Below are 25,775 nucleotides of genomic sequence, written 5' to 3'. Positions count from 1 at the left end.
GATTAGATTGAAAGCTCTTTAGATAAACGGTACATATCAGCATTGATATGGTGAGGTTCACCTAAAATTTCCATAATATCATAATCTACAATTTCATTTTTACGGATACCGATTGCACGGCCGCCTTTACCTTCTAGTAAAAGTTCGACTGCACGACCGCCGAAACGGCTTCCTAGCACACGATCTTGAGCAGTTGGGGAACCACCGCGCTGAATGTGTCCTAATACTGTTACACGCGTTTCAATACCTGCAGCTTCATGAAGCTGTTTCGCTACTTCATTACCATTGGCTACACCTTCAGCTACCACGATAATGCTGTGCTTTTTACCGCGCTCTTGTCCTTTTCTCAAACGATCAACCATTTCTTGGAACTCATCTTTTGCTTCTGGGATAAGGATTGTTTCCGCACCGCCAGCAAGACCTGACCAAAGAGCAATGTCTCCTGCATTACGACCCATAACTTCAATAATAAACGTACGTTCATGAGAAGTCGCCGTATCACGGATTTTATCAATTGCGTCGATAACCGTATGAAGGGCCGTATCAAATCCTAGTGTAAAATCTGTTCCTGGAATGTCGTTATCAATTGTTCCTGGAATACCGATACAAGGGAAACCAAGCTCTGTTAGTTTTACAGCTCCCATATATGATCCGTCTCCACCGATAACTACTAAGCCTTCAATACCGTGCTTCTTAAGGTTTTCAATACCTTTTAAACGCCCTTCTTCTGTTTTGAATTCTGGACATCTTGCAGAATAAAGCATAGTTCCGCCGCGTTGAATGATGTCACCAACATCTCCAACTTCTAGCTTTTTAATATTCCCTTCTATTAACCCTTGATACCCTTGGAAGATACCATAAACTTCCATACCTTCATGAATTGCTTTACGCACAACAGCACGAACCGCAGGATTCATACCTGGAGAATCTCCGCCGCTTGTTAATACACCTATTCTTTTCATTACTTTCACCTCATCAAAGTCACATACATGACTACTATATTATAGTTCTACATTTTACCCGAGTTCGAACTTTTTGTGTAGTAATTCACAACATATTTCTTTGTTAAATTTTAAATGTACATACTTTTTCATATCTTTTAGTTATTTACCGTCAAATATTCAAAGTTTTTCTAGTGATATTGCACATCTAAAGAACCTTTTTAATTACGGCTTTTATACGACTATATTCACCGTTATATTTCATTTTTTTCATATATGTAATGAAATTGTAACGTAGAACACTGTCGAAAGATGATATGATGAATTTACTTAAATCAGGAAAAATTTTCAGGGGGTACTAGTTTTATGAAAAAAGTAATAGCAGCTCTTACGCTCGCTGGCGTTATTGTTTCTACTAGCCCGATTGTCAGCCAAGCGGCTCTAGGCGACCAAACGCTTCGCCAAGGCATGAATCACCAAGATGTTAAACAACTACAACAAACGTTGAAAAATAAAGGTTATTTTAAAGGGAATACAACTACATACTTTGGGACTGTTACAACTTCTGCTGTAAAATCATTTCAGCGCAAAAACGGACTAGCAGCAGATGGTATTGTCGGAAAAGGAACGTATGCTAAACTAGGCGTTTCAGCAAAGGGCAAATCGTCTTCTAGCTCAGCGCGCTATAACCCTAACGCAGTGATTAACAAAGGAAAACAGTATATGGGCGTTCGATATCGCTGGGGCGGAACAACGCCAAGCGGCTTTGACTGCAGCGGCTTTATTGGCTATGCGTTCAAACATGGTGGTGGGGTTCAGCTTCCTCGTACAGTAGCTCAAATTTATCAAAAAGGAACGCGCGTCTCAAGTCCAAAAGCTGGAGATATTGTGTTCTTTCAAACCTATACAAAAGGGCCTTCTCATGCAGGAATTTATTTAGGAAATAACCAGTTTCTTCACTGCTCTTCATCTAAAGGTGTGAGCATCTCTTCTCTAAAGGAGAGCTATTGGAGCAAACGCTATTTAGGTGCTAAAAGAATGTAGTTTCGATAAAAAGGGCAAGCTGTGCGATTTTGATGCGGCTTGCTCTTTTTCTGTATGTAAAAGATTTGGTATAGTAGAAGCAGCACATTACATTGCAAAACCAAGCGTGTAGATGAATACTGTAAAGGAAGTTGAATAAATGCAAACCCTTTTAATTGACATGGATTCTGTCATTTGTGATCTTATGACGGATTGGCATAACCAATATAACAAAGATTATGGCGACAGCTTATCGGTTGAAAAATTAAAATGCTGGGAATCAGAAAAGTATGTAAAGCCGCAGTGCGGCACAAAAATTTATGACTACCTCGATCAGCCGGGGCTTTTTTTACATTTAAAACCTCTGCCTCATGCTGTTGAGGTTCTTAAACGACTTTATGAAAGGTTTTCCATTTTAATTGTCACAAGCAGCCGTACCTATGCTTATACAGAAAAAGAGCAGTGGGTTGAAAAACACCTTCCGTTTATCGGAAAGTACAATATCGTGTTTACACACCAAAAAGATAAAATATACGGAGACTTGCTATTTGATGATGCACCGCATAATTTGAAGGCTTTTCAAGCTACAGGTCGCCATGCTGTTGCCATGAGCTACCCATACAACGAAGAAGTAAATGTCCCTCGCGTGGACGATTGGCTTCAGTTTGAACAGTACGTAAATACTTATTTCAACAAATGTTGAGCTTAAAAAATACGTGGACTTTGTCATCAGAAAATGAATGCAGTGCGTTTGTGAGCACAGCTATAAGCATAAAAAAACCGCCTTTTGGGCGGTTTTTGGAGGATAGCCCCCTAAGGGTTATCCTCTTTTTATTTAAAAAAGATATCGTTTTTTAGTACTTATCAGCTGATGAGAAAAAGTCCATAATGGCATGGATAATTTCAACGGACTGAAAAGAGAACAATGATATGGCTGTTAATGAAAAGAAACCAATCATGGCCATACGTACAAGTAACATAGACTAATCGCCTCCCTGTTTTGAACTAAATGAACGCACCCAAAACAATTCGCTATCTGTCTTTGTTTGTACGACGTTTTCGCCAAGCAAAGGCAGCTCATTCACTGCGTGTAACAATGACAATGAATCTTCATCTTTATCTTAAAGACTAAGCGTATAGTTAGTATATCAAATGAAGCTTTTTCTTCAAGGCTATACTAGCGGTAAAAAAGGAAATAGTATGAAACGATGCGTTTTATCTTTATTTCATACAATTCAGTACCCTAATATTTATTATATTAAACCTTTTAGGAAAATTGCTACTATTATATCTTTTTTTAAAAAAAGATATTAAGACATAACTAAATCAATTCAATCTAAAGACGAGCAAATGAGATAAATGATCTCGACGGCTTGTTACATCGCTATTGATTTCCGTTTGAGACTTTGCTTTCCGCGGACGGCCGATGAGCCTCCTCGTCTACATATATGAAATCTACGTTCACGATATCAATGAAAAAATCCGAATGCGTTGGATTCTCAAGCAAGAATCAAACGCGTTCGGATCTTCCTTCAACTAAAATAATTTTGCCCCAGCTTCTTCACATTATCGACACGTACTATAATACTCATTGACAATGTCCAAAATAGTTGGGTATTCTTCCACCCATGTAAAGTTTGTTTTTTCATTTTCTTTTTTCACTGTTTCTTGTTCTGCACCGATCTTTTCCATTGTTCAATCTCTCCCTTTAACTGTTATATAACATTTATATTAAATTAACTTTGTTTTATAACAATTTTCAGAAAAAAGTTGGACAATAAGTATGAAAAAAAGTTATTGAGCAGATAAAATTTTTACATAATACGTACGGGTCCTAGGTCCATCAAACTCGCAAAAATAAATTCCTTGCCACGTTCCTAGCAGCAGCTGCCCATCGTGAACGATGATATGCTGTGAGGAGCCGACCGTGCTCGCTTTAAGATGCGCCGCCGTATTTCCTTCCATATGAAGATCTAACTCATGTTCCCAAGGATATACTTCATCAAAACGGCGAATCATATCCGTTTTTACATCGGGATCCGCATTTTCATTAATTGTTATACCCGCGGTTGTATGAGGACAGTAAACTACTACAGTCCCTTCTTTTAATCCTTCTGTTCTTATCACTGCTTGTACCTGACTTGTTACGTCAATCATTTCGTCACGCTTGTTCGTTTTTAACGTAAATGAATGCAGCATACAATCACCTCTTTTCTTTACCATAACATATCTTTTCTATTCTTCCACATTTTTCGCATAACTCGTTTTTACATCGTAAACACTAAGCTCATTAACACAACAGGCGGTGAGTTTATTTATGCTCGATTCAAAATTTCAGCCCAATGCAGACTACACCGTTCAAACGTTTTTAGATTTGGTGGGTCAAAATACAGATGTTGGTTCCAAAAAATTATGGCTGTCTCCCACAAAATATATATGCATTATTTATCTCCAAGGACTAGTCGACGGAGAAAAACTTGATAATCTTACTCAGCATATCGTTGAGACAAAAGCGAAAAGTGAAACGCAAACAATCGATGACATCGATTCGTTTATTTCTGTCATTAAAGACAAAGAAGTCTATACATACAAACAAGCGATCTCGTGTTTTTTTAAAGGTCAGCCCTTGCTGTTTATGAGCGAAAGCACCACGGTATACTCACTGAATATGTCTATGACCAAACAGCGCTCTTTAAGTGAACCTACAACAGAGAAAGTAGTGCGAGGCCCTAAAATTGCTCTTATCGAAAACTTAGATGAAAACCTTGGTCTTTTAAGGCAGCGTTCTACCGAAGAAGAAATGGTTATTGAAGACATTTATATTGGAAATGCAAAGGAACATCGAACAAGTATCGTTTTTCATAATAAACACTGTCAAACTCACATTGTGAATCAAGTGCGAGAGAAATTATTAGACATTCCTTTAGATAACATTCAAGACTCGGGAATGATTGAAGAATTTTTAGAAGAAGCACCTTACTCACCGTTCCCTCAAGTACAAAATACAGAAAGACCAGATCGTGTTCTCGCTGCGGTGAATGAAGGGCGAGTAGCCATTTTAGTAGATGGTTCTCCTTTTGCCCTTTTAGTGCCTACAACTTTCGATATGATTATGAAATCACCCGATGATTATTACGAAAGATGGATAGCGGGTTCATTGCTAAGATTACTAAGGTACTTGTCTATTTTTATTACCCTATTCTTTTCGGCTATTTATATTTCACTCGTTTCGTTTAACCAAGGTCTGCTTCCGACAGAGCTGGCTATTACTATTGCAGCCACACGAGAAAACGTTCCTTTTTCTCCTTTTATCGAAGCGGTGGTCATGGAAGTTACCCTTGAACTATTGCGCGAAGCCGGACTGCGCCTCCCTACTCCAGTTGGACAAACAGTTGGACTTGTAGGCGGAGTTGTTATTGGTCAAGCAGCGGTAGAAGCACATATCGTTAGTTCTGTGATGATTATTGTTGTATCTGTGTCGGCAATCGCGTCCTTTACCGTTCCTCAGTACGGGATTGGTCTTTCGTTTCGAATTTTGCGTTTCGTATCTATGATGATTGCAGCAATTTTTGGATTATATGGCGTTTCCATGTTTTTTCTTGTGCTCGTCATCCATTTAACCAAACTCGAAAGTTTTGGTATGGCCTACTTTAAACCGTTTTTTGCGTTAAATAAAAAAGCATGGAAAGACTCTTATGTTCGTCTTCCAAACAAAAGTCTAAAACAGTCTAAAAATAAATCAAAACAAAACTAACAAAAGGAGGACCATATGCAACAATCACAATCAAGCAAGCTTCTTTCAGATTTTTACGCCATTTCAATTATTTCTTCAACTATGCTTGGCGTCGGTTTATTAACACTGCCAAGCAGTATTACAAACCAGACAAATAATGCAGACGGATGGATTGTACTGATTATGGACGGTCTTTTGTTTATTGGAATTGTTCTTTTTTTAGTCTGGATGGTTAAGTTTTTTGCGATTACTTGTATGTTTGATTTTACACAGGAAGTAACCGGCAAGCTGATTGGAAATATATTCAACTTTGCTATGGTCGTTTATTTTACATCTGTAGCAAGCTTTGAAGTAAGAGCTATGGCAGAAATGATTCATTTTTATTTACTAGAAACGATGCCCATTGAATTAATTATTCTTTCGTTTATTTTGACAGGCGTTTATTTAATCACGGGAGGTATTGATTCTATTGGAAAAGTAATGGCACTATGTACACCTATAACCATCATTATCCTTCTTACCTTATACGCTCTTAGCATCGGTATGGTGGATTTAAAAAACTTGCAGCCTGTATTAGCTGACGGATTCAGCCCGCTTCTTGCTGCCTTTACAACCGTCTCTGTTTCCTTTTTAGGGATTGAAACCATTGTATTTCTTCCGAAGCATATGAAAAATAAAAATCACTTACGAAAAGTTTCGATTATCGGATTTTCTATTCCTTTACTTTTATATATTATCACTTACGTATTAGTTGTAGGCGCGTTATCCGTTCCGGAGGTAAAAACAACCGTTTGGCCTACGATTGAATTTGTTCAGACGCATGAAGTAAAAGGAATTTTCTTTGAGAGGCTTGAATTATTTCTGCTTATTGTGTGGCTTCTTCAGTTTTTTTTAACCTTTGTAATGTATTTCTTTTTGGCTGTTTCAGGTTTTAAAAAGATTTTCAAAAATCGATCAACTACCAATATTATCTTTCTTGTGCCCATTTTATTTATGAGCTCGTTAGCACCCAAAACAGCAAGCGACGTGTCACATTTTTCAACGGTATTAGGCTGGGCATTTTTAGTGACATTTTTAGTTATCCCTCTTTTTTTCAGCACGTTAATGAAAATAAAAAAGGTTGTGTTCAAATGACGAAAAAATGTCTTCCTGTCATGATGACCATTTTTTTATTATGCGGCTGTATGAGCCATCGGAATATTGAACAACTTGCTCTTGTTATAGGAGTGGCAATGGATATCACACCGAAAATCGAACCAAAAACAGGAAAAAATCAGCTTGTGCTGACTCATCAAACCTTAACCGAAACGGAATCCGGAAATATGTCTTCTTCCATTCCATACAAGAACATTACAACAGCTGGTCCTACTATTCATGAAATCACGCGAAATATTTCGCTGAAATCTGATCCTATATACAGCCAGCATCAGCGAGCACTTTTAATAGGAGAAAAAGCGAGCAAGACCATCCCTCTGGATGCGCTTATTAATCAATTCGTTCGTGATAACGAGATACGGCGCAGCAGCCTTGCGTTTGTTACAAAAGGCGATGCTAAAAACGTTTTAACGATTCAAGGAATGTCTGTACCGCCTGTAAACTTAATTTACGAGCTTGTTTACAATAAATTCAAAACGAATAAAATTTTAAATCCCCTAACAATGGGAGAGCTATCAGCCAAGTTAAAAACCGATCAAAGCTTTTTAATACAGCGGCTTTCTAAAATTAAAAATAGCGTTGAACTAGACGGTGCCGCGATCATCAAAGATAAAAAAGCAAAATTCATCTTAACTCAGCACCAGGTGGAGGCTTTAACGTGGTTAACGGGGAATATTAAAGGCGGAATTATTTACGGCAAACACGGGCCATACCCCTTTTCCTACGAAATTGGAGATGTTCAGCAAGATGTGAAGGGCAGGATTGATTCAAATCACTCCATTCATTTTGACATCAACGTTCAAACAAGCGGCAGGCTATCAGAAGATTGGGAGACTTCAAAACAGGCTCTTACCGCCTCTAATGTAAAGAACACCGAAAAAAAAATAGAAAAAATCATTCGAAAAGACGCAGAAAAAACACTCGGCTTACTGCAAAACAACTACAAAGCTGATGTGATTGACCTGCATGATTACGTACGAATTCATTATCCTCATTTTTGGAAAAAACATCAGCATGAATGGGATGAAATATTTAGCCAGTCGACCATCGATTATCATGTTCATGTTCAAATTAAAGATTTTGGGACACAGGGCAGAGATTAGCTCTTATTACTCAACGCCAGCTTCAGTCAGCTCTTTTTTCTTTAGTTCCATAATCGTGAACTTATCAGTATAGTTTTTGCTGACGAACAGCTGGCGTTCATTGTCGTTATTAAAATAAAATTTTTTATCATCTTGATATTGAAAATTCACTTTTTTCTTTTTCATTTGTTTAATAAACGTTAAGTAGTCATCTGAATGAATGAGATACCTTTTAGGCTTATCCGATATTTGCACAACGTCTTCACCCGAAGACTTTAATTTTACAATACTCCATGCAATAGGAAGAGGATTACCTTCTTGAAAAATCGTTTTGTGAAAAATAAGCACAAAAAAAGCAGCTGTAACAATTGAAATAAGAAGAAGCTGTTTTTTCACCGTATATCACCCTTTCTTCACGTCGTTACTACGTTAAGTAATACGACAGCCGTATGAAAAAACCTGTTCATCCGCAAAGGTTGTGTAAAGAAATAATGCAAAATCAACAAAATATAACAGTTTGGTTACCTTTTGATTAAATAACATTACTTCTTTACAAATTTAGCTAATCACGTGATAGACTAAATTCAACATATTAAGTCAGGACTAAACTAAATGAGGTGTTGCGTATGACCACAATGCGGCTTCAATCATACTTAACAACAATGTTTCCAAATGTTCAAATGAAGAGACCTCTTTTTTATAACGCGCCCGCAGGTATTCGCTTTACGCTTACCAATCAAAAAGGCGTATGGGAACGAGAATACATGAAAAATGTTTACGCACGCGCTTACGAAATTTTTGAGACACTCCATGAAAAAAATGATGAGCTGTTGCTTGTTTTCAAAGCGAATGCTGCACAGGATGATTTACTTTTAAAAAAGAAAAAAGAAACAGCTATTAAAAAATTCATTCGCTCTCGCCTGAAGAAGCAGGAAGTTCAATCCGTAGCATTATTAAATAACGCTGAGTATATTATTGCTTGTAAAACAAATGATGTGAAAGAAAAGCTTCTTTTGCAATCAATTGCCAACCGCGATCTTCATATTCATCCGGCTATTGAAGAAGAGTGTTACATTGTGAATTTGAATAAAGAAACCATCTTCCACCTATACGATGAGCGCGGACTGGACATTGTATCGAACAATCAGTCTTCTCTTCAACTTCTTCAGCAAAAGTTTCACGACTGGATTCTAGATATTGATGCAGCTTGTTCAAAAAAAGTACAGTAAAAAAGCAATCATTCAGTAAAGGAATGATTGCTTTTTTATTAGGCTTGATAGACAGGAGAGGCTTTTTTTAAAAACAGCCAGTTGATAAGAAAGAGTAGAAAGCTTACGATAACCATTGTTCCGAATGTAATCACTAACGAACCGTTCGAAAAGCTTTTTATAAAATGAATAACCGGTTCTTTTGTCACTGGAATCGTAAACAGTAAAATTAGAGCAGCACCGGTGATCATCCCTCCTGTTTGCCCGAATTTATAGACGATGCTTCCGAGCAAACACGCTGCTGCTGTAATAAAAAAGATAAATACAGCGTCTGTTAAAAAGTGAATAGCGACGGTAGGGTCATGAAAGATAAAATCGCTCGCATAATAAAGCTGAACATTCATTAAATTCAAACTATTAATCACCTTTATTGAAATGCTTATGATGACAACATTGATAAGGGACATTACAATTGCAAATAAAGCAAAAACACAGGTCATCGTTAAAAGATATGCCTTACGAGTAGCGCCTAACTTTAAGCAAAAAGAGAAACTTAGATCCGTAGCACTTGTTCAGTAGCTGCGCTTCTATATTCATTCTATTTCCCCCTTGTCTAACAGCTCTTTTAACTCGGCTACCGTAATTCCTAAATGCTGTGCTTCTTTTTTCAGCGGAACGATAAAACGGTTATAAAATTCTTCTTTTCTTTGTGTAAGCAATTCTTCTTTGGCACCCGCACATACAAACATCCCTATCCCTCTCTTTTTATACAATATTCCGTGGTCAACTAGCTGATTAATTCCTTTAGCTGCCGTTGCAGGGTTAATGCGATACATTTTGGCAAATTCATTCGTAGACGGTACTCTTTCTTCTTCTGGAAAAGCATCATTCAAAATATTCTCTTCGATGGTTTCTTTGATTTGTTGAAAAATTGGTCGCTGATGATCTAATGATTGTTTCATTTTGACTACCTCACTTAAGTGGTTCGTTACTCATGTAACTAACTATATAACCAACTGGTTATTTTTTCAAGTGTTATTTCCAAAAAAAGAAAAAAAGTCCGTCAGTAACTAACTGACGGACTTTTTCATTTGACTGTTTAACCACTTGACCGTTCTTTTTACTAGCTCATCCTGCTGCTCTTTAGGAGAAATACTGGCTTTGTTGTCGCCTTTTTGTTTCCCGTACATTCCAAACTGTGCGTGATTAGCTCCTTTTACTTGGACCAGCTCCGTATTTTTTGAAAGTAAATGCTTGGTTTCTTTAATTTTTTCAGGCGTCGACAAACCATCTTTCTCACCGGTTAAAGACAAAATAGGATAAGTGGAGGTTGAAAAATCATTTTTATTCATCGGATACGATGCTAAAAGAACTAAGCCTTTTATTGAGTTTGGATGATCATACGCATAAGAGGCTGCACTCACTCCTCCAAGGGAATGCCCTCCGATAAACCATGCGGAAATCTGCGGGTAGCTCTTCACAATATCCGTCGCTTTGTTTTGACTAAAAAAACTCATATTAAACGGAGAATCTACAACAGCAACAAGATATCCTTCATTTGCAATTTGCTGAGCATAATAGCCATATGCTAACGGCTCTACTTTAGCACCTTGATAAATAATATAGCCAGCTTTTATCTCTTTGTTCGTTTGAGGCTTAAATACGTAATAATCGTCTTTTTTCACTACTTTTTTCTCATCTACCAGTGAGTGAAGCTGCTTTGAAGGTTCATAATCAAAACCTGACCATATAATAAAAAAAGCAGCGGTTACTGCAACAAGAACGGCAAGACCGACTCCTAATATTTTTAACGTTTTTTTCATGTCACTCCCTCTTTCTGTTTTTTTACTATGTACTCTTTTTACATCTTTTAGACATTTTACATGTTTGTTTCAAAGACATACAAGAAAAAAGAGGGGCTCAATATGCATGAAGCAGCAAAAGTGACGCAAACCATTACAAATAATCAAACAAGCAGAGAAGGCTAAAAATTCTGCTGTAAGCTATAATAAGGGGCAGTCTCATTAGCAGACAACCTTCATTAATGAATATCTCGTTTCTTAAACCTTCCTCCCCTGACTTCAGCAATAGCTGCTACAGCAAAAAAAGCAGATGGATCTATCTCATCGATAATCGCTTTTAACTTTGCTTCTTCAAGCCTGGTAATAACACAAAAAATTACTTTTTTATCATTTCCCGTATACGCCCCTTCCCCATTTAAATACGTGACGCCCCTCCCTAAACGAGCAAGGATTGCTTCACCAATTCGTTCATATTGTTCGCTGATAATCCAAGCTGACTTGGACTCATCTAAACCTTGAATCACAATATCAATCGTTTTAAAAGCAATGAAGTAAGCCATTAAAGAATACATAGCGCGGTCCCAGCCAAATACAAAACCGGCACTTCCCAAAATAAATAAATTAAAAAACATAATCGTCTCACCTACCGAGAAAGGCGTACGCTTGTTAAATAAAATAGCTAATATCTCGGTGCCGTCTAAAGAACCGCCGTATCGAATAACAATTCCTACTCCCACACCGAGAACAATTCCGCCAAACACAGTTGCTAAAAGAGGGTCGCCTGTTAAGACCGGCAAGTCGTGAAAAATAGAGGTAGCAATGGATAGAATGACAACACCTAAAAGCGTAGATAGCGCAAATGTTTTTCCAATTTGCTTATATCCAATAAAAAAGAATGGAAGATTTAATACGAAGATATAAAATCCGATTTGAACATCCGTTAAGTGGGATAAAATAATAGATATACCTACAATTCCACCGTCAATAACCTCATTAGGGACAAGAAAAAATTCTAGCCCGACGGCCATTAAAAGGGCTCCCACTAAAATAAACAGCATGCGCTTTATAATCATTTTAGCTGATAGCGAACGATGAACAACCTTTTTTATTTCATGATTCGTTTGCAGCACATAACTTCCCCTCCTTTTTGTGATCGAGACATCAATGACTAACTAAACGCTCTATTTTAATATTATCATAAAATTCAAACTATTTATCTTCTCTTTTACAAAAATTTCATCTAATGAAATAAATTGTGCATATATTGGATAAAATTGTAGATGATAACAAGTGAATAAATGCCCGAGTACGTTCAAAAGTGAATGCATCCCACCACTTTTCATACGGGATTAACAGGACAAACTTAGATTAAAAGGAGAGTAAAACGTTATGAACCGTGTAAAGATTATTGCTGCTTCTTTACTCGCAGTTTTATTGCTAGCTTTTTCAGATAATTTCACTTCTGCAGCTGTGCAGGAGGCAATGATACGAGTTGTGCATGCATCACCTGATGCACCTGAAGTAGATATATATGTGGACAATCAAAGCATCGTAGTCGGCGCATCGTTTAAAGATGTGACAGATTACCTTAAGGTACCTGCGGGGTCTCATAAAGTAGAGGTATATGCTATAGGTACAAAAGGAAAAGAAAAGCCTGTCATTTCCACTAATGTAACCGTCGAAGCAAACAAAGCCTATACCCTTGCTGCCATTAACCAAGTTGCACACTTAGAATTAAAAGTAGCTCAAGATGATATGAACGTGGCTAAAGGAAAGAGTAAAATCCGAATTGCTCACTTTTCTCCAGATACTCCCGCTGTTAATGTAGGTATTAATCACGGCCCTACTTTGTTTAAAGACACTGCTTTTAAACAAATGACAAATTATTCTGAAGTAGATGCCGGAACCTATGATTTAACCATCGCAACTAGTCAAGACAATAAAAAAGTACTGGAGATTCCAAATCTTAATTTAGAAGCCAACACGGTCTACACGGTGCTCGCTATTAACAAAGCCGACAGCCTTGAAACACTGTTATTAAAAGATAATACGGCTATGCCTTCCGAAATGCCAAAAACAGGTATGGGCGGTGCTTCAGAGGATAATTATAATTCAATTGTGCCGGTTCTTACTTTATTAGGAATTGGAGCGGTTGCTATATTTGTTGTTCGTCGTCACAGAGGATACGAAAGCGAATGAAATGGATAGGAGGGGTTTTCACCTTTTCTTTTATACTATTCATGAGCAGTTGGTTTGACCAATCAGCATTTGCAAACAGCTCGACGGATTTTGTTGTAAAGATGGCTGAAACAAAATCGGCTCAATCCTTGAAATCTTCAGGGACTGCTTCTACGCCTCTTCCATCTCAGCTTATTATTCCGAAGCTTCATATCAAGGCTTTTATAAAAGGAATGGGCCTTACTAATCAAGGTGAAATGAGCGTTCCTGATAATGGTCATGACGTAGCTTGGTTTAAGCTTGGAGCAAGACCCGGAGAGGAAGGAAATGCGGTCATTGCAGGACATGTTGATGACCAAAAAGGACCCGCTATCTTCTATCATCTCAACAAGCTCACAAAAGGAGATGAAATTTTTGTAACCGATCAGCAAGGTCAGCAGCTGGCCTTTGTTGTTACCAATAAAGCTTCTTATCCCCGAGATTCTGCTCCTATCAGAGAGATTTTCGGTCCAACTTTTCAACACCAGCTTAATTTAATCACCTGTACGGGAACATTTGATCATAAACAAAAAACTCATGAGCGCAGACTCGTTATTTATACAAGCCTGCGCCCGGAAAAAACAGCCGATGTTTCTCACTAAACATCGGCCTTTATTACTTTTAATTACACACTGGTTCGTTTTATTTAAATATTTACACAGCCTTAATATGAACACAACATCTCGCTAGTAAACTAATGCACGACCCCTCAATAAAAAGGAGTTTTGATATGAGACCAAAATGGTGGTTTGTAAGCTCACTCACTCTTTGTTTATGCGGTATTTTTATGTTTATACATACGCAGGCAGCTTCTACTCAAGCAGAAAAAGTAGCCATTATTGCTCATCGAGGCGCATCAGGATATGAGCCAGAGCATACGATGCAATCTTATCTCGCCGCCGTACAGCAAAAAGCAGATTATCTCGAACTTGATCTTCACATGTCTAAAGATCACCAGCTTGTAGCAATTCATGACTATAAAGTTGACCGCACGACAAATGGAACAGGATATGTAAAACAGTATACAGTGAAGCAGCTTCAGCGTTTGAACGCAGGAAAAGGTAATAAAAAAGCCGTCATTCCAACTTTAGAAGAAATATTCCGTACGTTTGGCAATCGAACAAACTATTATATTGAAACAAAATCTCCACATGAATATCCAGGTATGGAAAAAGAATTGTTAACGCTGATGGCTAAGTACAACATTCATACTGATCATGTTATTGTGCAATCATTTAGTCCTGAAAGCTTAAAAACCGTCCATCGATACCGACCTACTATGAAACTAATTCAACTGATTCGTACAAAGCAAACCAATATGTTAACAGATCAGCAGTTCAAACAAATTAAAACGTACGCGAACGGCATCGGTCCTAACGCAAACACGCTGACAAAACGATATGTACAAAAAGCTCGCTCGTATGATTTAGACGTCCATCCGTATACAGTAAATGATGAAAAACAAATGAGAACACTTATCGAGTGGGGCGTAACCGGCATGTTTACTAATTACCCGGATCGTCTTTATAACGTGCTGCATAAAGAATAAACACTTGCCGCGGCAAGTGTTTATTCTTTATGCATCTCTTCTATTCGCTCGCCACAAGTACAGGCTAATTAGTGCTATAGCATAAAGCAAAGCCCAGCCAAACACCAAAAATTTGTTTAATCCTTCGTTAACAAATTGAATGATTGCAGATACGGGTGGCAGTACATACAGCAGCAGTCCGCCTCCTTGATACGGAAAGGAAACGCCTGCCGCTGCAAGCGTAATGATTAAAATAAATAGAGGTCCAAACCACGATAAGCTGCCTTCTCTTACAACATCTCTTGTAAAAACAAGACCTATGCTCATACCAAGCAAACTAAACGTCCAGTGAATAATAAACCCAAACACCATTTGCTTAGTGGATATATCCATTTCAAACATATCAAGCAGCACGGGATAAGCAATTGAAACCGCCGATAAAAATGTAAACAGCAGAACACAGCTAATAAGTTTGCTCGTAAAGTACTTATTCTTTTTCCCTACGTGAAGTTTTGTAATAACTTCTTGACTGGAATCTTCTGCGTGAAACAGCGACATTGTAAACCAAGTAGTTAGAAAAAAGAGAAAAAGTGCAGTATTAAAAAAGCTATCAAGTACCGGGTTCGGTCTATATGTATAGTTCATACATAGCGAAATAATATAAAGTGCAAGCGGCGGAATATATCGATACGATTTAATATATGTAATAAAATGATAGCGAATCAATGCGCCCATCTTAAATTTCTTCCCTTTCCATATGATATAGCTTTACAACTTCAGCTTGAACAGCAAGTAATTCTGCAAGAAACTCATTTACATATTTTTTATCTATGTAAAAAATCCAGTAGTTTCCGTGCTGTTCAATTTTCATGCACTTTTCTTTTAATAAACGAAGCGGCTTATTGAGAATGACATTTGCCTCAATAACCGTTAAATGCTCAATGAGTTGAACGCGCTCATTTTTTAAAATGCGCTGCGAGCCAATAGTGATAACACGATCCGCTACAGCATGAATGAGCCTTTCTTCATGACACGTAAATACAATGGTCATCCCTCGTTCTTTGAGCTTTGTAAAAATCCGTTCTACTTCTAGCTGAGCACGAGCATCTAATCCTGATAGAGGTTCATCAAGCAATAGCAGCTTAGAAGAACTCAGCAGTGCTTGCATCATGTTGACTTTTTGCTTCATTCCTTTTGAAAAAGAAATAATTTCTTCATGTCTAAACTCTACCATTTCGAAAGTTTCAAGCAACTCTTCAATTCTAGAGCTGCGCTTTTTCTTAGACAACCCTTGAATTCGCCCCATATGCTGCAAATATCCTGCTAGTGTAAAACGCAGCTCCTGAGGAAACTGTTCTACCACAAATCCAGGCGTACCGGTTTCTTTATGAAGGTGAACCGTCCCTTTAGTCGGTTTAGATAATCCCCCAATTAGCTTTAAAAACGTACTTTTCCCCGCACCGTTTTTTCCAACAATCGCGACAGTCTCTCCTTTATAAAGCGTCGTATGAACGTTTTCTAACACGGTATGTTTTTTGTATACTTTTGCAACATTTTTTAATTCAATCAGTTTTTCCATCTGCTGCCTCGCCTTTCCATAATCCTATATGTTAAATCATAGCATATTTAGGGGGAATGTGCTTCCATCTCTATACGTTTCAGCTAAATTTTTCCCGTACAAAAAAGCCTTTGATATGATCAAAGGCTTTTCATAGACAATACCATATGCTCTTCATCAATAAATTCACCATCTACTTGAAGAGCTCTTTTTTCATACGCATAAGAAGTAAAACCGAGGCTTTTGTATAGGGCTTTTGCCCCTTCATTTTCAGCAGCGACAGCTAGATAGATTTGCAAAACATTCGTTTTGGAAAAAGCTTGTTCAACAGCGGCTTTTAACAGCGTCTTCCCAAGACCTTTCCCCCTTGCTTCAGGGGCTACGTACATGCCCCAAATATCTCCTTTATGCTGAACTTTTAAAGGCTTTTGCTGCTGAAACCCTACAATCCCCACAAGCTGTTTTTCCATAAAAGCTCCTACTACAAATTCTGATTGGCTGCTTGGAAAATAATTTCGGATATCAGCAATTTCTTTTTCATATTCTTCTTCATAACTTAAAATAAAACTTTCGGGATGATCTTTTAAAGCACGAAGACGGAGTTCAAAGTACACGTCAGCGTCTTCTTTTGCCAACAATCGTATATTCATCTTTTCACCTTAGTTTCTTATGTTTTAATTAGCTATTAAGGACTGTACACGCTAAATACTTCATTCCACCGATACAGCTCATAATAATTTCCCGGCAGGTCTAAGTTTGAAATGAGTATCTTGTCATTTTTCGTATCTTTTACGCGTGTTAAAAGATTTGCTTGTTTTCGATTTGTGCGAATCCACATCGTTTGATTCGTTGCTTTATGATAAACAGGCGCGTAATCTCCTAAGCCTTTTTGCGGAAATGTGAACTGACTTTGCTTATTGGTCTTTACATTCATACTATACAAAAAGGGCAGCCGCCTCTTTTTTTCATCATTCGACCACCCTGCTTCGGGCACACGTGAAATGATGATGTTATCTTTTTCTGTCCAAGTGAAATCCCAATCTGCGAAGCCTTTTGGAGTATACACATGTTCTTTAAAAACCGGCATCTCTTTTAAAGTGAACTTTTTATTTTCGGTGGCAAACCTTCCTTCTCCATTAATAAATGCCAGTACTTGCTCTTCATTACTCCACTTAAACCAATTGGGTACATTAAGCATATCTCCCACTACTTGAAAAGCTTTTCCTTCTTTTGTAATAATGCACAGCTTATTTGCATCTGCAGACATCGAAGCCGTTGGAATAGCTATAAAACTAATCCATTGACCGTTAGGAGACCATTTAAAGCTGCTTGTTGTATACGCAAAAAATGAATCATTTTCTGCTGGCAGCGTCGTAAAAGCCTCCACTTTTTTTACGTCTAACCCTGCATATTTACTCACTGTATATAGCTTTACCGGTCCCCATCCCGTGGGCGCCAGCGCAGCAGCTGACGTAATTAAAAATCGATCTCCTTCCGGAAACCATGAAAATTGATCAACTCCTACGGCTACACGCTTCTTTTCATGCGTTTTAACGTTGTAATATACTAAGATTCCATTCGAAATATACGCAAGCTCCTCGGCAACCGGTGACCATTGATAATGAGTCACATCATGTTCAACAAGCAGCCGTTTTCCTTTTAACGGTGCAATCATTAAAGAATCATTTTCTGCATATGCAACCATACCTCCATGAGATGACCATTGAGGCATAGAGGCATGACGGCCATATGATAACTGCCTTTCGGTGCCGTTATCATATATCCATAGGTTTCCTTCCCGTATAAAACTGACTTTCACTGTATTGGCAGCATTTATTTGCATCGGGAACAATATAAGAAAAAGCAGACATAACGCTATTTTTTTCACCATGTTCACTCCTGTCTTTTTTTATAGCGTTACACAAATCTTCTCATCTCATCACATTTTTGAAAAAATAAAAGAGGTTGAGACATAAAGAAATGAATTTAATCGAAAGACCAACAAATGAGATACATGAGCTGAACCTCTTGTGACACCACAGTTGATTTCCGTGCAAAACTTCGCTTTCCGCGGGCGGCCGCTGAGCCTCCTCGTCGCTTGCGCTCCTGTGGGGTCTCACCTCTTCCGCTTTTCCCGCAGGAGTCTTCGTCTAGCCCTCCAATCAACTGCTAGAAGCAACGAAATAGATGAAATCTCCGTTCACCATAAAAAAACAAACCACTAATCAGATATTTTGATTAATGGTTCGTTTTTCACTTCGGCTAAACTACTTTTGTCCCAGCCTCTTTTTAAATAATAAAAAAACGCAGCGAATAGCTGCGCTTTTTGTATATTATGATTTTGACTTAGATTTTGGTGATGGCTTTGTTTTAGCTTGTGCTGCATTATTAGCCGCATCTTTTTCTTTTAATAAACTCATACGTTTTTTCAAGTAGTAACCTTGTCCAATTCCGAATAAGTTACCAATTACCCAATACAATGCAAGAGCAGATGGAAGTGAAATTCCCGCTACTAAAATGAAGATTGGCATAATGTTCATCATCATTTTCATTGGAGGTTGAATTTCATCCGTCATACTTACACGAATTTGTAAGAATGTCGTAATCGCTGCAACTACCGGTAAAATAAAGTAAGGATCTGGCTTTCCTAAACTTACCCATAAGAATGAATGCTGCGCAATTTCATGCGTTCGTGCAATGGCATTATAAAATGCGATAATAATAGGCATTTGAATAAAGATTGGCAAACATCCGCCAACCGGATTAATTTTGTGCGTTTGGTAAAGCTGCATCATTTCTTTTTGCTGCTTTTGCTGTGTTTCTGGATCTTTTTTACCAGCATATTTCTTTTGAATCTTTTCCATCTCTGGACGAAGTGCTTGCATAGCCATCGTGCTCTTTTGCTGTTTTAAAATAAGCGGCAATAGAACTAAACGAATGATAACCGTCGCAATAATAATAGACAGACCATAGCTTCCGCCTGCCCACTCAGCAATTTTCGTTAATGCCATAGATAAAGGGTAAACAAAATAATGATCCCAGAATCCGCCGCTTGTAGCCGTAACCGGTGTTTTTGTACTGCTACAGCCGGCTAGAGCTAAAAGAAGCGCTCCCATTAAACCAAGCAATAATAATTTTTTATTTCTTTTCATATTCTTTCCTCCTAATAATGACTAAATGTATGAAGTGTTTTTCAGAAGGAAAGGATCTTCTTCATCATTATTCTTCTCTTTAACTGGTGTTTTTCTATACACATGTATAAATACATTTCGTCTTTTCCATATCGTTAATACTGAAGGATCGATCCCTGCATTCACATGGTCGGTGACAGGTTCCGCATGAAAAGCCGTAAACCTAGCTTCACGAAGCATATAATAACAAAGGATGTATAAAACGAAAGCAGATAAATACGGCGCATATAGAAAAAGATCGTGATAAAATTCCATGTGCCAGCTCTCTTTCTGACTATAATAGTACAATCCAATATATGTAGTGTAGCATTTACGTTCCTGTTACACAACATCAACTTATCTCTTTGACTGTTCTACGTATTACTTTTTAAAAAGTTTCATATTTACGACACAAAATTTGCTCACCACAAGATATGATGAGCAAATCTAATACCATTCTCTATTGTTGTATGCTTAACGCTGGTTTTCAGTCTTCTTTTAGTTTCATGAACCACGTAACGCCGAATGCTACACCCACAGAGATAATCATACCGATGATATAGTGAATTAAATTGCTCATACCAAGCGGTGCGGCGATTGCCATCATTGGAATACCTGTGAGTCCGTATGCATTGGCTACCACGTGCATAAGTACAACGTAGCCTCCCCCGGCTGCTCCACCTATAGCCGCAGCAATAAATGGCTTGCGAAGGCGTAAGTTGACGCCAAAAATAATCGGTTCTGTAATTCCTAAGAAGGAAGATATGGCCGCCGGAATCGCAATTTTTTTCGTTTTGGCATTTTTCGTCTTAAAGTAAACAGCCAGCCCTGCTCCTCCTTGCGCCACATTGGCGCAGGCCCAAATAGGAAGTAAGAAGTTAACGCCAATTTTCGGATTAGCAAGCAGTCCTGCTTCAATAGCATGAAAACTATGCTGCAAGCCTGTTAATACAATGGTTGAATATAAGCCACCAAACAAAATCCCCGCAAACACTCCGGCTACATCGTATAGAGACTGAAGGCTGATCGAAATTAAATCTCCAATATAGCGGCCGAAAGGACCAATAAACACAAGTGACACAAAGCCCGTGATAATAACAGTTAAAAAAGGCGTAACAAGTAAATCAACCGAATTCGGCACAATTTTCCGGAGTCCCTTTTCAATTTTACTCATGACGTAGATAGCTAATAAAATTGGAACGACCGTACCTTGATAGCCAATCAGCGGGATACTTAACCCAAACAAATCCATATATTCTGGTTTAGCATCTGCTAATGTCCATGGATTTAATAACATCGGATGTGTCAAAATCCCTCCGATAACCGCTCCAAGATAAGGGTTTGAACCAAATTCTTTTGCAGCTGAAAATCCAATTAAAATCGGTAAAATGATAAATGCTGCGCCTGAGAACATATCCAATAAGACAAATAACGCACTATCTTCTGAGACCCAGTGGAACGCTTTCATCATTCCAAGCAGCCCCATTAGTAAACCACTGGCTACAATGGCTGGAATAATGGGAACAAAAATATTGGAAAGCATGCGGGCAAAACGGGCAAATGGGTTCATTTTCTTTTTCATTTCTTCTTGGTGATCCGCTGGGGCAGCAGCTTCTTCAGCACCTAGTTCTTTCATAAAAGCAGCATAGATTTTATTAACGAGACCGGTTCCAAAAATGATTTGAAACTGTCCTGAATTTGAAAAAGCCCCTTTTACATCTTCTATTTCATCCAAACCTTTTTGATCGATTTTGCTTTCATCTCGAATAACGAGGCGCAAACGCGTAGCACAGTGCTGGGCACTAGTAATATTTTCTTTTCCTCCTAAAAGCGGAACAAGCTTTTTAGCAATTTCTTTTACGTCCATCTTACTTCCTCCTTGTTGTATGTCATAAAAAAAGCAAGACCTAAAATACGCTTACAAAAGACATACTTGTCCTTTATGCGCATTCTAGGTCTTGCCTGCTTTACCAGTCACAATCCCGATTATTCAATTAATACGCTTTCATTGTACTCAAAGCAACAATATTCGTCAATGTTTTTTTCTATATTCTTTGCTCTATTCGGCAAATGTGAAGCGTGATGTAGCCTAACTCCGCTTCTGGAAAATTAATTTCGTACTCATCTTTGACAAATTGCTTTATCGTTTCAGCGCACTGATACGATTTTTTATATTTGACTTTTAATACGTCGAGCATCTCTTCATCCATCTCATGAAAAGGTTCATTTTGCGCTAAACGATTTAACGCAAAGCGCAAGTGAGTCAGCAGACGCTGATAGGACATGCTGTTTTCATCAATCTCCATATTCAGCTCTTTTTTTATAATCGTAACCATTTCATTAATAATCGTTGTATTCATCATTAGCTGCTGCATTCCCGGTGAATTCAGTTTCGCCGTATGAATATGAAGCGCAATATATCCTGCTTCGTCAATCGGCATCGTGATATCTAGCCTCTTTTTGATATGCTGAAGAGCCCACACTCCTATTGCATACTCAGGCTGATAGAGAGATTTAATTTCATTAAGCAATTTATTTTGTATGGAAATTCCGCGGGCTATCCTTTCGACAGCAAAGGATAAATGATCGCTCAAAGCAATATGCACATGATGACTTAGCGTAGCAGAAAGCTGCTGCTCAGCATAAGAAATGATTTCTTCCGCCACTTGAATATGTTCTTCAGGAAGGTTTTTTAATAGTTCTTGAAACTTTTCCTGTTCTTCTTTCATGACAAAGACTTTCTCCACTTTCGCAGCATTAATAAGATCATTTTTACCTTTTTGAAAAGCGATACCGGGACCCATCGCAATCTTTTCAACTCCGCCTTCCTTAAAGACAACGGCATTGTTATTTAACACTTTTAAAATCTTCAAATGCGCTCTCCTTTCTTAAAGGAAAAGGCCTTGCTTATTACTTCATCGTTACTTTTGCACAAGCCGTTTCGCCTTTTTGAACCGTCCCTTGAGCCAAAATTTCGAAACTTTCACTTGCATCACTATTTGTAATAACAATTGGTGTGATAATGCTTTTCGCTTTTTCTTGAATAAGCGCTAAATCAAACGTAATAAGAGGTGTTCCTACACTTACTTTGTCACCTTGTGTTACGTGAGCTTCGAATCCTTCGCCTTCCATTGCCACTGTTTCAAGGCCGATATGTATTAATACTTCTGTACCGGCTTCTGTTTTTAAGCCTACCGCATGTTTTGTATGAAAAAGCTGAACTACTTCCCCAGCAACGGGTGAAACAACTTGTCCTTCTGAAGGTTCGATTGCAAAACCGTCTCCCATCATCTTCTGTGCGAACACTGGATCTGGCACTTCGCTGATTGGCAGGATATTACCTGAAAGCGGAGCTAGAACGGTTGTTTCTTTTGATTTTGTCTTATTACCAAATAATTTTTTAAACATCTCAATCACCCTTTTTTAGATTGTACTTGTAGCATACCCCAATGATTCTGCAGAAAAACTTCCCCTATCCCGGTATTACGTTAACATGGTCATTATTTAACCATGCTTTTTTTGTCTTGTAAATAAAAATGTATAAGCGCTTTTATAAGAAGCACGTTCTCTATGCTGCACTTCATGTAACCCTTTATACATCTTCTTAAGGATGGATATTGAATTTTAAACCTAAAAAAGAGGTTGAGACATAAAAAAATGAATCCAATCTAAAGACGAACAACTTGTTTACATGAGCCGAACCGCTTTTGACACCGCCGTTGATTTCCGTGCAAGACTTCGCTTTCCGCGGGGGGTCGCTGAGCCTCCTCGTCGCATACGCTCCTGTGGGGTCTCACCTATTCCACTTTTCCCGCAGGAGTCTTCGGCTTGCCCTCCAATCAACTGCTAGAAAGACTTACGAACATGAAACCTACGTTTACTGTAACAAAAAAAACGAACCACTAATCAAACATCTTGATCAGTGGTTCGTTTTTCACTTCGTCTAAAATCCTTTTGTCCCAGCCTCTTGAGATTAGAACGTTGACGCAACTTCTTTTGCTTTTTCAGATGCTTTTGCTAGAATATTGTCTGCTTCTGCTGGTGTGTAAGCCATGCCTTCTGCAACAACCAGTTGGAAATCTTGAACACCAATGAAGCTCATCACTGTACGCAAATAGCTTTGAGTAAATTCTAGCTCTGCCGCAGGGCCTTCTGAATACACGCCTCCACGAGCTTCTAGTAATACTACTTTTTTATCTGAAGCTAATCCTACTGGACCATTTTCAGTATATTTAAACGTTTTTCCTGCAATTAAAATGTTATCAATATATGCTTTCATTAGTGGAGGAAAGCTTAAGTTCCACATTGGAGCTGAGAAAATCACTTTGTCAGCTTGTAAAAACTGCTCTACTAATTCACCCATGCGCGTTACTTTTTCTAATTCAACAGCTGATAATTCTTCACCAGCTCCAGCTTTTCCCCATGCTGCTAAAACATCTCCATCAATGAATGGAACTGTTTCTTTATACAGATCAAGCGTTGTCACTGTATCAGTCGGGTTTGCTGTTTTATACTCATCTAAGAAAACCTGTGCTAAACGAGTTGAAAATGATGCTTCATCAACCTGCGGATTTACTTTTACATATAATACATTTGCCATAAATGTCATCTCCTAAAAAGTGTCTATTATTATTAATTCGAGATATTACTAAACAAATTATCTTTAATTCGAGATTTATTATATAACGTCATTTTTTATGCGTCAACCTTTTCGCACAAAAAAACTCCGCAAGCGGAGTTTTATACACATTGAAATTCTCGAATTTGATTTACATCTACCCCAGCATACACCCAGAAAGATCCTGTCCAGCGATATCCTGCAACTGAGCGTCTGCCTACAAAGGTTGGGTAAAACCAGTAAGGTCGACCATATCTCGGCCATATATAGGTGTATCGGTATAAGCATCCTGAAATAGCGCCTGGATCAACAGCATAAAGTGATGGGCCTCCTGAACCTAGCTTTGGTGCAGGTGTAAAAGCTGGCGGCGGACTTGAAGGCGGCTGCGCTCCTCCCTGCGGCGGAAACCCTTGACCTCCTCCAGGTGGAAACGATGGAAATCCTTGACCTCCTCCTCCAGGTGGAAACGATGGAAACCCTTGGCCTCCTCCTCCAGGTGGAAACGATGGAAACCCTTGGCCTCCTCCTCCAGGTGGAAACGATGGAAACCCTTGGCCTCCTCCTCCAGGTGGAAACGATGGAAACCCTTGGCCTCCTCCTCCAGGTGGAAACGATGGAAACCCTTGGCCTCCTCCTCCAGGTGGAAACGATGGAAACCCTTGGCCTCCTCCTCCAGGTGGAAACGATGGAAACCCTTGGCCTCCTCCTCCAGGTGGAAACGATGGAAACCCTTGGCCTCCTCCTCCAGGTGGAAACAAATTTTGAAAACGTGGATCGTATTGATATGGATACATACACACTCCCCCTTTATAATGCTTGCTACGTTACAATATGCATCATAATGAAGATAGGTGAATGTCTACTTTTACCTTCTATAGACTAATCGAACGATGTCAAACTTGGTGAGCTTAAAAGGGGGAGCCTTATCGGAAGAAGTAATAAATCCAACACGGAAACTACTTGCGTGTTGGATCTGCTTGTGGAAAATATTTTTCAATAAAATTATACAGCCAAAATACGGTAATCAAAATAGGAGCTATCAAAAAAGGGTGTTGAACCCACATTTTCACCAGTACCTTTTCAAATGACGGAATCGATTTTAACACTTGAAATAACAAGCTTCCGCTAAAAATAACGCTCGTTCCTATCAATAAAAAAGATAGCCAGTTAAATTGATCCATCCACATGCTCATAGAGATATAAAAACTAACACCCGTTCCTATCCCCCCCATTATTCCGCTTAAAATACTTTTTACCGAAAAAGGAATCCCTACAAACCATCCGGCTCCTAGGCCTGCACACCCTGCTAAAATGCTAGAAAAAAGCAGCGGCTGCTCAAGCCAGAGACATGCATTCACCCCAACCACTAAGGTGACGTGTATGCCTACGTGAAGGGAAATTCTTTTGCCAACAGGCTCTGAAACATAATGATAGTAGCGCCCGCTATAAAAAATTGTCCACCATAATAATAAAAATGCTGTCACACTTGCCCCTATGATCATAAACACACCTCTCTACGTTATGATTCTATTAATCTCTATCTATTATTTTCCTAATATCCTGTGTCTTTTATTCGGTAATCTACCCCTATGCCTTCCATACGTTCATCAGTAAGAAAGTAGAATATGACTGTTTACTTGTGGGGGGTGCTAAGAAGTTGAATGTCTGCATGTAGAAAAAGATAGTGTAGAACACTTTCTCTTACCTTTACTATTATTCATATGTATAGCTTGCTAGATT

Annotated in this window: 31 protein-coding genes; 9 read left to right on the top strand and 22 right to left on the bottom strand. The window is 38.5% G+C overall.

Annotated features, from left to right (window positions below):
• Positions 1-2: 2 nt before the first annotated feature.
• A complete protein-coding gene (gene pfkA, locus ACOZIR_RS04590; RefSeq protein WP_028415086.1) occupies positions 3-962 on the bottom strand; it encodes a 6-phosphofructokinase in 960 nt (319 codons plus the stop codon).
• A gap of 345 nt (positions 963-1,307) precedes the next feature.
• Here pfkA and ACOZIR_RS04585 point away from each other — a divergent pair, with 345 nt between their 5' ends.
• On the top strand, positions 1,308-1,985 hold the full coding sequence (locus tag ACOZIR_RS04585; RefSeq protein ID WP_013058679.1) for an NlpC/P60 family protein: 678 nt from the start codon (positions 1,308-1,310) through the stop codon (positions 1,983-1,985).
• A gap of 139 nt (positions 1,986-2,124) precedes the next feature.
• Positions 2,125-2,667 (top strand): 5' nucleotidase, NT5C type, encoded by a 543-nt coding sequence (locus ACOZIR_RS04580; protein ID WP_045293956.1) that lies wholly within the window; start codon positions 2,125-2,127, stop codon positions 2,665-2,667.
• 151 nt (positions 2,668-2,818) lie between these two features.
• Here the strand turns inward: ACOZIR_RS04580 and ACOZIR_RS04575 are convergent, their stop codons facing one another.
• The 3 genes from ACOZIR_RS04575 to ACOZIR_RS04565 form a co-directional block, all read right to left on the bottom strand.
• Complete coding sequence (locus ACOZIR_RS04575; protein ID WP_013058681.1) at positions 2,819-2,944, bottom strand: hypothetical protein; 126 nt, start codon at positions 2,942-2,944, stop codon at positions 2,819-2,821.
• Between the two features lie 586 nt (positions 2,945-3,530).
• Positions 3,531-3,656, bottom strand: a complete 126-nt coding sequence (locus ACOZIR_RS04570) for a hypothetical protein (RefSeq protein WP_016765283.1) — start codon at positions 3,654-3,656, stop codon at positions 3,531-3,533.
• 102 nt (positions 3,657-3,758) lie between these two features.
• Entirely contained in the window at positions 3,759-4,163 is a 405-nt protein-coding gene (locus ACOZIR_RS04565) for a secondary thiamine-phosphate synthase enzyme YjbQ (RefSeq protein ID WP_045293957.1), read from the bottom strand.
• 118 nt (positions 4,164-4,281) lie between these two features.
• Between ACOZIR_RS04565 and ACOZIR_RS04560 the strand changes: the two genes are divergently transcribed.
• Genes ACOZIR_RS04560 through ACOZIR_RS04550 form a run of 3 tightly spaced genes read left to right on the top strand, consistent with a single transcriptional unit; the run spans position 4,282 to position 7,955 of the window.
• Entirely contained in the window at positions 4,282-5,718 is a 1,437-nt protein-coding gene (locus tag ACOZIR_RS04560; RefSeq protein ID WP_045293958.1) for a spore germination protein, read from the top strand.
• Between the two features lie 15 nt (positions 5,719-5,733).
• Positions 5,734-6,831 (top strand): GerAB/ArcD/ProY family transporter, encoded by a 1,098-nt coding sequence (locus ACOZIR_RS04555; RefSeq protein ID WP_045293959.1) that lies wholly within the window; start codon positions 5,734-5,736, stop codon positions 6,829-6,831.
• A complete protein-coding gene (locus tag ACOZIR_RS04550; protein ID WP_310878477.1) occupies positions 6,828-7,955 on the top strand; it encodes a Ger(x)C family spore germination protein in 1,128 nt (375 codons plus the stop codon). The genes ACOZIR_RS04555 and ACOZIR_RS04550 overlap by 4 nt, the downstream gene beginning before the upstream one ends.
• Positions 7,956-7,961: 6 nt before the next feature.
• On the opposite strand, the gene ACOZIR_RS04545 is transcribed toward ACOZIR_RS04550, so the two are convergent.
• Positions 7,962-8,330: a hypothetical protein gene (locus ACOZIR_RS04545; RefSeq protein ID WP_310878476.1), complete on the bottom strand. Its 369-nt coding sequence runs from the start codon at positions 8,328-8,330 to the stop codon at positions 7,962-7,964.
• A gap of 230 nt (positions 8,331-8,560) precedes the next feature.
• On the opposite strand from ACOZIR_RS04545, the gene ACOZIR_RS04540 reads away from it, so the two are divergent.
• The gene (locus tag ACOZIR_RS04540) at positions 8,561-9,163 is read left to right on the top strand and encodes a DUF3885 domain-containing protein (RefSeq protein ID WP_013058688.1); all 603 of its coding nucleotides are present in this window, start codon (positions 8,561-8,563) and stop codon (positions 9,161-9,163) included.
• Positions 9,164-9,201: 38 nt separating this feature from the next.
• Here ACOZIR_RS04540 and ACOZIR_RS04535 read toward each other — a convergent pair whose 3' ends face one another.
• The 4 genes from ACOZIR_RS04535 to ACOZIR_RS04520 all read right to left on the bottom strand — a co-directional run bounded on the left by ACOZIR_RS04535 (position 9,202) and on the right by ACOZIR_RS04520 (position 12,074).
• The gene (locus tag ACOZIR_RS04535; protein WP_421535517.1) at positions 9,202-9,555 is read right to left on the bottom strand and encodes a hypothetical protein; all 354 of its coding nucleotides are present in this window, start codon (positions 9,553-9,555) and stop codon (positions 9,202-9,204) included.
• 180 nt (positions 9,556-9,735) lie between these two features.
• A complete protein-coding gene (locus ACOZIR_RS04530; RefSeq protein WP_045293965.1) occupies positions 9,736-10,104 on the bottom strand; it encodes a GntR family transcriptional regulator in 369 nt (122 codons plus the stop codon).
• A gap of 108 nt (positions 10,105-10,212) precedes the next feature.
• Positions 10,213-10,965 carry an alpha/beta fold hydrolase gene (locus tag ACOZIR_RS04525; protein ID WP_045293966.1) on the bottom strand — a complete coding sequence of 251 codons (753 nt, stop codon included), beginning with the start codon at positions 10,963-10,965 and terminating at the stop codon, positions 10,213-10,215.
• A gap of 218 nt (positions 10,966-11,183) precedes the next feature.
• Entirely contained in the window at positions 11,184-12,074 is an 891-nt protein-coding gene (locus ACOZIR_RS04520; RefSeq protein WP_193377163.1) for a YitT family protein, read from the bottom strand.
• A gap of 259 nt (positions 12,075-12,333) precedes the next feature.
• On the opposite strand from ACOZIR_RS04520, the gene ACOZIR_RS04515 reads away from it, so the two are divergent.
• The 3 genes from ACOZIR_RS04515 to ACOZIR_RS04505 all read left to right on the top strand — a co-directional run bounded on the left by ACOZIR_RS04515 (position 12,334) and on the right by ACOZIR_RS04505 (position 14,710).
• Positions 12,334-13,143 carry a DUF4397 domain-containing protein gene (locus ACOZIR_RS04515; RefSeq protein ID WP_045293967.1) on the top strand — a complete coding sequence of 270 codons (810 nt, stop codon included), beginning with the start codon at positions 12,334-12,336 and terminating at the stop codon, positions 13,141-13,143.
• Positions 13,140-13,763, top strand: coding sequence for a class F sortase (locus ACOZIR_RS04510; protein ID WP_045293968.1), 624 nt, complete (start codon positions 13,140-13,142; stop codon positions 13,761-13,763). The genes ACOZIR_RS04515 and ACOZIR_RS04510 overlap by 4 nt, the downstream gene beginning before the upstream one ends.
• A 128-nt stretch (positions 13,764-13,891) precedes the next feature.
• Positions 13,892-14,710: a glycerophosphodiester phosphodiesterase family protein gene (locus ACOZIR_RS04505; protein ID WP_045293969.1), complete on the top strand. Its 819-nt coding sequence runs from the start codon at positions 13,892-13,894 to the stop codon at positions 14,708-14,710.
• Between the two features lie 27 nt (positions 14,711-14,737).
• Here ACOZIR_RS04505 and ACOZIR_RS04500 read toward each other — a convergent pair whose 3' ends face one another.
• The 13 genes from ACOZIR_RS04500 to ACOZIR_RS04440 form a co-directional block, all read right to left on the bottom strand.
• Positions 14,738-15,424 carry an ABC transporter permease gene (locus ACOZIR_RS04500; protein ID WP_340141777.1) on the bottom strand — a complete coding sequence of 229 codons (687 nt, stop codon included), beginning with the start codon at positions 15,422-15,424 and terminating at the stop codon, positions 14,738-14,740.
• A 1-nt stretch (position 15,425) separates the two neighbouring features.
• On the bottom strand, positions 15,426-16,268 hold the full coding sequence (locus tag ACOZIR_RS04495; RefSeq protein WP_045293971.1) for an ATP-binding cassette domain-containing protein: 843 nt from the start codon (positions 16,266-16,268) through the stop codon (positions 15,426-15,428).
• Positions 16,269-16,387: 119 nt separating this feature from the next.
• Positions 16,388-16,897 carry a GNAT family N-acetyltransferase gene (locus tag ACOZIR_RS04490; protein WP_045293972.1) on the bottom strand — a complete coding sequence of 170 codons (510 nt, stop codon included), beginning with the start codon at positions 16,895-16,897 and terminating at the stop codon, positions 16,388-16,390.
• 35 nt (positions 16,898-16,932) lie between these two features.
• Positions 16,933-18,138 carry a TolB domain-containing protein gene (locus ACOZIR_RS04485; RefSeq protein ID WP_340141776.1) on the bottom strand — a complete coding sequence of 402 codons (1,206 nt, stop codon included), beginning with the start codon at positions 18,136-18,138 and terminating at the stop codon, positions 16,933-16,935.
• Between the two features lie 95 nt (positions 18,139-18,233).
• Positions 18,234-18,413 (bottom strand): hypothetical protein, encoded by a 180-nt coding sequence (locus tag ACOZIR_RS04480; RefSeq protein ID WP_080890216.1) that lies wholly within the window; start codon positions 18,411-18,413, stop codon positions 18,234-18,236.
• A 167-nt stretch (positions 18,414-18,580) separates the two neighbouring features.
• Positions 18,581-19,399: a membrane protein insertase YidC gene (gene yidC, locus ACOZIR_RS04475; RefSeq protein WP_014458568.1), complete on the bottom strand. Its 819-nt coding sequence runs from the start codon at positions 19,397-19,399 to the stop codon at positions 18,581-18,583.
• A gap of 505 nt (positions 19,400-19,904) precedes the next feature.
• The gene (locus ACOZIR_RS04470; protein ID WP_310878471.1) at positions 19,905-21,284 is read right to left on the bottom strand and encodes a sucrose-specific PTS transporter subunit IIBC; all 1,380 of its coding nucleotides are present in this window, start codon (positions 21,282-21,284) and stop codon (positions 19,905-19,907) included.
• A gap of 178 nt (positions 21,285-21,462) precedes the next feature.
• Complete coding sequence (locus tag ACOZIR_RS04465; protein WP_028410911.1) at positions 21,463-22,290, bottom strand: PRD domain-containing protein; 828 nt, start codon at positions 22,288-22,290, stop codon at positions 21,463-21,465.
• Positions 22,291-22,327: 37 nt separating this feature from the next.
• On the bottom strand, positions 22,328-22,825 hold the full coding sequence (locus ACOZIR_RS04460; protein WP_028415105.1) for a PTS sugar transporter subunit IIA: 498 nt from the start codon (positions 22,823-22,825) through the stop codon (positions 22,328-22,330).
• Between the two features lie 279 nt (positions 22,826-23,104).
• Complete coding sequence (locus ACOZIR_RS04455) at positions 23,105-23,260, bottom strand: hypothetical protein (RefSeq protein ID WP_340141775.1); 156 nt, start codon at positions 23,258-23,260, stop codon at positions 23,105-23,107.
• Positions 23,261-23,390: 130 nt separating this feature from the next.
• Positions 23,391-24,017, bottom strand: a complete 627-nt coding sequence (locus ACOZIR_RS04450; RefSeq protein ID WP_045293975.1) for an FMN-dependent NADH-azoreductase — start codon at positions 24,015-24,017, stop codon at positions 23,391-23,393.
• A gap of 140 nt (positions 24,018-24,157) precedes the next feature.
• Positions 24,158-24,829 carry a hypothetical protein gene (locus tag ACOZIR_RS04445; protein ID WP_421535516.1) on the bottom strand — a complete coding sequence of 224 codons (672 nt, stop codon included), beginning with the start codon at positions 24,827-24,829 and terminating at the stop codon, positions 24,158-24,160.
• A 162-nt stretch (positions 24,830-24,991) separates the two neighbouring features.
• Entirely contained in the window at positions 24,992-25,537 is a 546-nt protein-coding gene (locus ACOZIR_RS04440; protein ID WP_045293979.1) for a hypothetical protein, read from the bottom strand.
• Positions 25,538-25,775: the final 238 nt, after the last annotated feature.

The sequence above is a fragment of the Priestia sp. D3YE.R1 genome (assembly GCF_049199565.1).
GTDB lineage: Bacteria > Bacillota > Bacilli > Bacillales > Bacillaceae_H > Priestia > Priestia aryabhattai.
Note: the sequence above shows the minus strand (reverse complement) of the source record. Positions and strands in the feature narration are given on the sequence as shown.

What these genes read in the sequence shown, in the direction of transcription:
- pfkA (WP_028415086.1), bottom strand. Translation starts at nt 962, where the DNA reads ATGAAAAGAATAGGTGTATTAACAAGCGGCGGAGATTCTCCAGGTATG.
- ACOZIR_RS04585 (WP_013058679.1), top strand. Translation starts at nt 1,308, where the DNA reads ATGAAAAAAGTAATAGCAGCTCTTACGCTCGCTGGCGTTATTGTTTCT.
- ACOZIR_RS04580 (WP_045293956.1), top strand. Translation starts at nt 2,125, where the DNA reads ATGCAAACCCTTTTAATTGACATGGATTCTGTCATTTGTGATCTTATG.
- ACOZIR_RS04575 (WP_013058681.1), bottom strand. Translation starts at nt 2,944, where the DNA reads ATGTTACTTGTACGTATGGCCATGATTGGTTTCTTTTCATTAACAGCC.
- ACOZIR_RS04570 (WP_016765283.1), bottom strand. Translation starts at nt 3,656, where the DNA reads ATGGAAAAGATCGGTGCAGAACAAGAAACAGTGAAAAAAGAAAATGAA.
- ACOZIR_RS04565 (WP_045293957.1), bottom strand. Translation starts at nt 4,163, where the DNA reads ATGCTGCATTCATTTACGTTAAAAACGAACAAGCGTGACGAAATGATT.
- ACOZIR_RS04560 (WP_045293958.1), top strand. Translation starts at nt 4,282, where the DNA reads ATGCTCGATTCAAAATTTCAGCCCAATGCAGACTACACCGTTCAAACG.
- ACOZIR_RS04555 (WP_045293959.1), top strand. Translation starts at nt 5,734, where the DNA reads ATGCAACAATCACAATCAAGCAAGCTTCTTTCAGATTTTTACGCCATT.
- ACOZIR_RS04550 (WP_310878477.1), top strand. Translation starts at nt 6,828, where the DNA reads ATGACGAAAAAATGTCTTCCTGTCATGATGACCATTTTTTTATTATGC.
- ACOZIR_RS04540 (WP_013058688.1), top strand. Translation starts at nt 8,561, where the DNA reads ATGACCACAATGCGGCTTCAATCATACTTAACAACAATGTTTCCAAAT.
- ACOZIR_RS04530 (WP_045293965.1), bottom strand. Translation starts at nt 10,104, where the DNA reads ATGAAACAATCATTAGATCATCAGCGACCAATTTTTCAACAAATCAAA.
- ACOZIR_RS04525 (WP_045293966.1), bottom strand. Translation starts at nt 10,965, where the DNA reads ATGAAAAAAACGTTAAAAATATTAGGAGTCGGTCTTGCCGTTCTTGTT.
- ACOZIR_RS04515 (WP_045293967.1), top strand. Translation starts at nt 12,334, where the DNA reads ATGAACCGTGTAAAGATTATTGCTGCTTCTTTACTCGCAGTTTTATTG.
- ACOZIR_RS04510 (WP_045293968.1), top strand. Translation starts at nt 13,140, where the DNA reads ATGAAATGGATAGGAGGGGTTTTCACCTTTTCTTTTATACTATTCATG.
- ACOZIR_RS04505 (WP_045293969.1), top strand. Translation starts at nt 13,892, where the DNA reads ATGAGACCAAAATGGTGGTTTGTAAGCTCACTCACTCTTTGTTTATGC.
- ACOZIR_RS04500 (WP_340141777.1), bottom strand. Translation starts at nt 15,424, where the DNA reads ATGGGCGCATTGATTCGCTATCATTTTATTACATATATTAAATCGTAT.
- ACOZIR_RS04495 (WP_045293971.1), bottom strand. Translation starts at nt 16,268, where the DNA reads ATGGAAAAACTGATTGAATTAAAAAATGTTGCAAAAGTATACAAAAAA.
- ACOZIR_RS04490 (WP_045293972.1), bottom strand. Translation starts at nt 16,897, where the DNA reads ATGAATATACGATTGTTGGCAAAAGAAGACGCTGACGTGTACTTTGAA.
- ACOZIR_RS04485 (WP_340141776.1), bottom strand. Translation starts at nt 18,138, where the DNA reads ATGGTGAAAAAAATAGCGTTATGTCTGCTTTTTCTTATATTGTTCCCG.
- yidC (WP_014458568.1), bottom strand. Translation starts at nt 19,399, where the DNA reads ATGAAAAGAAATAAAAAATTATTATTGCTTGGTTTAATGGGAGCGCTT.
- ACOZIR_RS04470 (WP_310878471.1), bottom strand. Translation starts at nt 21,284, where the DNA reads ATGGACGTAAAAGAAATTGCTAAAAAGCTTGTTCCGCTTTTAGGAGGA.
- ACOZIR_RS04460 (WP_028415105.1), bottom strand. Translation starts at nt 22,825, where the DNA reads ATGTTTAAAAAATTATTTGGTAATAAGACAAAATCAAAAGAAACAACC.
- ACOZIR_RS04450 (WP_045293975.1), bottom strand. Translation starts at nt 24,017, where the DNA reads ATGGCAAATGTATTATATGTAAAAGTAAATCCGCAGGTTGATGAAGCA.
- ACOZIR_RS04445 (WP_421535516.1), bottom strand. Translation starts at nt 24,829, where the DNA reads ATGTATCCATATCAATACGATCCACGTTTTCAAAATTTGTTTCCACCT.
- ACOZIR_RS04440 (WP_045293979.1), bottom strand. Translation starts at nt 25,537, where the DNA reads ATGATCATAGGGGCAAGTGTGACAGCATTTTTATTATTATGGTGGACA.